Below are 4,066 nucleotides of genomic sequence, written 5' to 3'. Positions count from 1 at the left end.
CACCAGCGCACGAGCGGGCCACGCCCCACACGGCCTCACCAGCGCACGAGCGGGCCACGCCCCACACGGCCTCACCAGCGCACGAGCGGGCCACGCCCCGTGCGGTCCGGCGGGGCCGGCGGGCCTGGGCGGGTGTGCGCGGGGCGGCGCGCCGCAGGTCGGCGGGACCCCGTGCGGCAGGGGAGCCCATGGGCCCGATAGCCTTCGGCTCATGACCGCACCGCTTATCTCGGGTAAGGGCCGCCGCAGCGTCGCGGCCCTCGGAGCCGTGTCCGCCGGCCTCCTCGTCCTCTCCGCCTGCGACAAGCCGACGCCGCTGGCGACCGTGACGGTCGGCACCTCGTCGGTGTCCGCCGAAGCCGTATGCCAGGACAGCGCGCAGCTGTCCATCGAAAAGGTCCAGGAGTGCCTGACCGAGGCGAAGGACGCCAAGACCGTCGAGTACGGCCGCGGTGACACCCTGCGGCTGGGCGTCGAGCCCGAGATCGTCGAGGACGGCAACCGCTGGCAGGCGGTCCTCGACGGCCAGCCGATCACCGAGCCGTCCGCCAACACCTACCGCAGCTTCCCCGGCGCCGACCTCTTCGCCACCGGCGGCCAGGGCGAGGCCCCGTCCTCGAAGAAGCTGAACATCGTCCAGGTCAGCGCGGACGGCAAGCCGCTCGCCGTCTGGGCCTACAACATCAAGCTCAAGTAACCCCGCGCAGGCGACCGTGCGCGCGCTCATCGTGACCGCGGTGGCGGCGGAGGCCGACTCCGTCGCCGCCGGACTCACACCGCACCCGGACCCCGCCACGCCGGAGCCGCGCGCGCTCCCGGGGGGCTACCGCCTCGCCCGCCGTGATCTGCCCGGCCTCGCCGCCGACGTACTCGTCGCCGGTGTCGGCCCGGCCGCGGCCGCGGCCGGGACGGCCACCGCCCTCGCGCTGGCCGACTACGCGCTCGTCGTCTCCGCCGGCATCGGCGGGGGCTTCCAGCCCGCCGCCCCGCCCGGCTCCCTCGTCGTCGCCGACGCGATCGTCGCCGCCGACCTCGGGGCCGAGACCCCGGACGGCTTCCTGACCGTGCAGGAACTCGGCTTCGGCCGTGCCGCCCACCTGCCGCCGGCCGAGCTCGCCGCCCGCGCCGCCGAGGCCACCGGGGCGCTGCTCGCGCCCGTGCTGACCGTCTCCACCGTCACCGGCAGCGCCGCCCGCGCCGCCGGGCTCGCCGCCCGGCACCCGCAGGCCGGGGCCGAGGCCATGGAGGGCTTCGGGGTCGCCGAGGCCGCCGCCGCGCACGGGCTGCCCGTCCTGGAGATCCGTGCCGTGTCCAATGCCGTCGGGCCGCGGGAGCGGGCCGCCTGGCGCATCGGGGACGCGCTGGCCGCCCTGACCGCGGGATTCCGCGCGCTGGGGCCCGTACTCGTCCACTGGGGAGAACGCCATGAGCACCGACCTGAGCACGGCCGTGCATCCTGACGGGGAGCGCCCGCTCACGATCGCCTACTCGCCCTGCCCGAACGACACCTTCGTCTTCGACGCGTGGGCGCACGGCCGGGTGCCCGGGGCCCCCGCCCTCGACGTCACCTTCGCCGACATCGACCTCACCAACGGCATGGCCGAGCGCGGCGAGCTGGACGTGCTGAAGGTGTCCTACGCGGTCCTGCCCTGGGTGTTGGAGGAGTACGCGCTGCTGCCCTGCGGCGGGGCGCTGGGGCGCGGCTGCGGGCCGCTGGTCCTCGCCCGGGAGCCGGGCACGGACCTGGCCGGTCGGACGGTCGCGGTGCCGAGCGAGCGCTCCACCGCCTACCTGCTGTTCCGGCTGTGGGCCGCCGACGTGCTGCCGGACGGCGTCGGCAAGGTCGTCGTGCTGCCGTTCCACGAGATCATGCCGGCGGTGCGGGACGGCCGGGTGGACGCGGGGCTCGTCATCCACGAGGCGCGGTTCACCTACCGGGACTACGGGCTGCACTGCCTCGCCGACATGGGCGAGCACTGGGAGGACACCACCGGCCTGCCGATCCCGCTCGGCGCGATCATCGCCAAGCGGTCGCTGGGCGCCGGGACGCTGCGGGCGCTGGCCGAATCCGCCCGCACCTCGGTCCGGATGGCCTGGGACGACCCGGAGGCCTCCCGCCCGTACGTACAGGCGCACGCGCAGGAGCTGGACCCGGCCGTCGCCGACCAGCACATCGGCCTGTACGTGAACGAGTTCACCGCAGATCTCGGCGACGACGGCTACGCGGCGGTGCGCGGGCTGCTCACGCGGGCGGCTGCGGAGGGCCTGGTCCCGGCCATCGCACCGGACGCACTGGCCTTCCCGTAGACCGGGCGCGGGAACGACGACGCCCCGCCACTCGGAAGGGTCCGAAGAGCGGCGGGGCGCGGCGGTAATTGCGGGAACGTCAGACGTCGAGCTGGTCGGCAACCGCGCGCAGCAGGTTGGCGATCTTCGTGCCGTGGACCTTGTCGGGGTAGCGGCCGCGCTCCAGCATCGGGGTGATGTTCTCCAGCAGGGTGGTCAGGTCCTGCACGATCGAGGCCAGCTCGTCCGGCTTGCGCCGCTGCGCGGCAGCCACCGACGGCGCCGGGTCCAGCACCGTCACCGACAGGGCCTGGTCCCCACGCTGGCCTGCGACCACGCCGAATTCGACGCGCTGGCCGGGCTTGAGTGCGTCGACCCCGGCCGGGAGTACCGACGAGTGGACGAAGACGTCGCCGCCGTCGTCTCGGGAGAGAAAGCCGAAGCCCTTCTCACTGTTGAACCACTTGACCTTGCCGGTGGGCACGTCTGTCCTCTGTCCTTGCTCGTCGGGTCCGGGCGGCCGCCGCAGCGGCTCCGGATAACAGCGCAGCGGGTCATGGGTGACCCGCCGGGCTCCAGGCTAGTGGGCGATGGGCAGGTGACAAGACGATCCCCGGTCCTTCGCCGGCTCTTCGCTGTCGGCTGCTCAGGCCAGGGAACTACCCTGGGCGGGTGACTGTTACTCCTCACACCGACGAACCGCGGCCCGGCGACGGCCTCGTGCGGGCCGGTGGCATCGTGTTCATCCTCGGCGCCGTCGCCACGCTGGCGACGATGGCCCCGCTGTTCCTCCACACCGAGCCGCTGCCGTCGTACGCGTGGGCCATGTGCATGCTGATGGGCGTCGGCTTCGCGATCTCCGCGGCCGGCGTACTGCGCTCAGCGGGCGCCCAGCGCAGGGCAGCCCGCACGGCGACCACGGCGACACCCCCGTCGGAGCGCTGAGCCCGGCTCAGCGCGCCTGCGCGGGCACGGTGGTCCGCCCGCTCCGGAGGTACTCCGCCAGCCAGTCCGGCAGGGCCGTGAGGGCCGGCAGCACCACGTCCGCGCCCGCCTCCCGCAGCTGCGGCTCCGGGCACGGACCGGTCGGCACCGCCACGGACAGCGCGCCCGCGCTCCGGGCGCCGCGGACGTCACCCACGTGGTCCCCGACGTAGACCTGCGCCCCGTACTCGCGCAGCGCCTCCGCCTTGGCCTCCGCCCACAGCCAGCCGACGACCGCGTCCGCGCGGATGCCGAGGTGGTCGAGGTGGAGGCGGGCGTTCGGCTCGTGCTTGGCGGTCACGACGATCGCCCGGCCGCCGAGCGCCTGGACGGCCGCGATCGCCTCGCGGGCACCGGGCATCGCCGGGGTCGGCTCGATGGCGTACGCGGGGTAGAGCGCCCGATAGCGGTCGGCCATGGCCTCGATCTCCGACTCCGGGAACCAGTGGGCGAGCTCCTGGTCGAGCGGGGGCCCGAGCCGGGTGACCGCCACGTCGGCGTCGATGAACGTCCCCGTCTCCGCCGACAGCGCCCGGTAGGCGGCCTTGATGCCGGGACGGGAGTCGATGAGCGTCATATCGAGATCGAACCCGACGGTCAGCGGCGCGGCGGAGCCCGGAGCGGGCGCGGAGGTCTCGAAGGTCATACCGCCCATTCTGCCGACCGCACCCCCGCCGGACCCGAACCCCGCTGCGCCAAGCCGTTCCCCGGCCCGCAGGCTGGAAGATCCAGCCTCGCCGGCGTCTGAGGCGCGGGGGTCCGGGGGCGGAGCCCACGGTTTCGGGAAGGGGCGGGG

6 protein-coding genes are annotated in these 4,066 nt (G+C 74.7%); 4 read left to right on the top strand and 2 right to left on the bottom strand.

Annotated features, from left to right (window positions below; all coding sequences use genetic code 11):
• Window positions 1–211: 211 nt before the first annotated feature.
• Genes HYE82_RS34670 through HYE82_RS34660 form a run of 3 tightly spaced genes read left to right on the top strand, consistent with a single transcriptional unit; the run spans window position 212 to window position 2,307 of the window.
• On the top strand, window positions 212–697 hold the full coding sequence (locus HYE82_RS34670) for a DUF2771 domain-containing protein (protein ID WP_179178199.1): 486 nt from the start codon (window positions 212–214) through the stop codon (window positions 695–697).
• A gap of 16 nt (window positions 698–713) precedes the next feature.
• Entirely contained in the window at window positions 714–1,460 is a 747-nt protein-coding gene (locus HYE82_RS34665) for a futalosine hydrolase (protein WP_179178198.1), read from the top strand.
• Entirely contained in the window at window positions 1,426–2,307 is an 882-nt protein-coding gene (locus HYE82_RS34660) for a 1,4-dihydroxy-6-naphthoate synthase (protein WP_179178197.1), read from the top strand. The genes HYE82_RS34665 and HYE82_RS34660 overlap by 35 nt, the downstream gene beginning before the upstream one ends.
• 79 nt (window positions 2,308–2,386) lie before the next feature.
• Here HYE82_RS34660 and HYE82_RS39155 read toward each other — a convergent pair whose 3' ends face one another.
• Window positions 2,387–2,770, bottom strand: coding sequence for a cold-shock protein (locus HYE82_RS39155; protein WP_179178196.1), 384 nt, complete (start codon window positions 2,768–2,770; stop codon window positions 2,387–2,389).
• Window positions 2,771–2,958: 188 nt separating this feature from the next.
• On the opposite strand from HYE82_RS39155, the gene HYE82_RS34650 reads away from it, so the two are divergent.
• Window positions 2,959–3,231, top strand: coding sequence for a hypothetical protein (locus HYE82_RS34650; RefSeq protein WP_179178195.1), 273 nt, complete (start codon window positions 2,959–2,961; stop codon window positions 3,229–3,231).
• Between the two features lie 7 nt (window positions 3,232–3,238).
• Here the strand turns inward: HYE82_RS34650 and HYE82_RS34645 are convergent, their stop codons facing one another.
• Window positions 3,239–3,916, bottom strand: a complete 678-nt coding sequence (locus HYE82_RS34645) for an HAD family hydrolase (protein WP_179178194.1) — start codon at window positions 3,914–3,916, stop codon at window positions 3,239–3,241.
• Window positions 3,917–4,066: the final 150 nt, after the last annotated feature.

This window comes from Streptomyces sp. BR123 (genome assembly GCF_013401435.1).
Taxonomy (GTDB): domain Bacteria; phylum Actinomycetota; class Actinomycetes; order Streptomycetales; family Streptomycetaceae; genus Streptomyces.
Note: the sequence above shows the minus strand (reverse complement) of the source record. Positions and strands in the feature narration are given on the sequence as shown.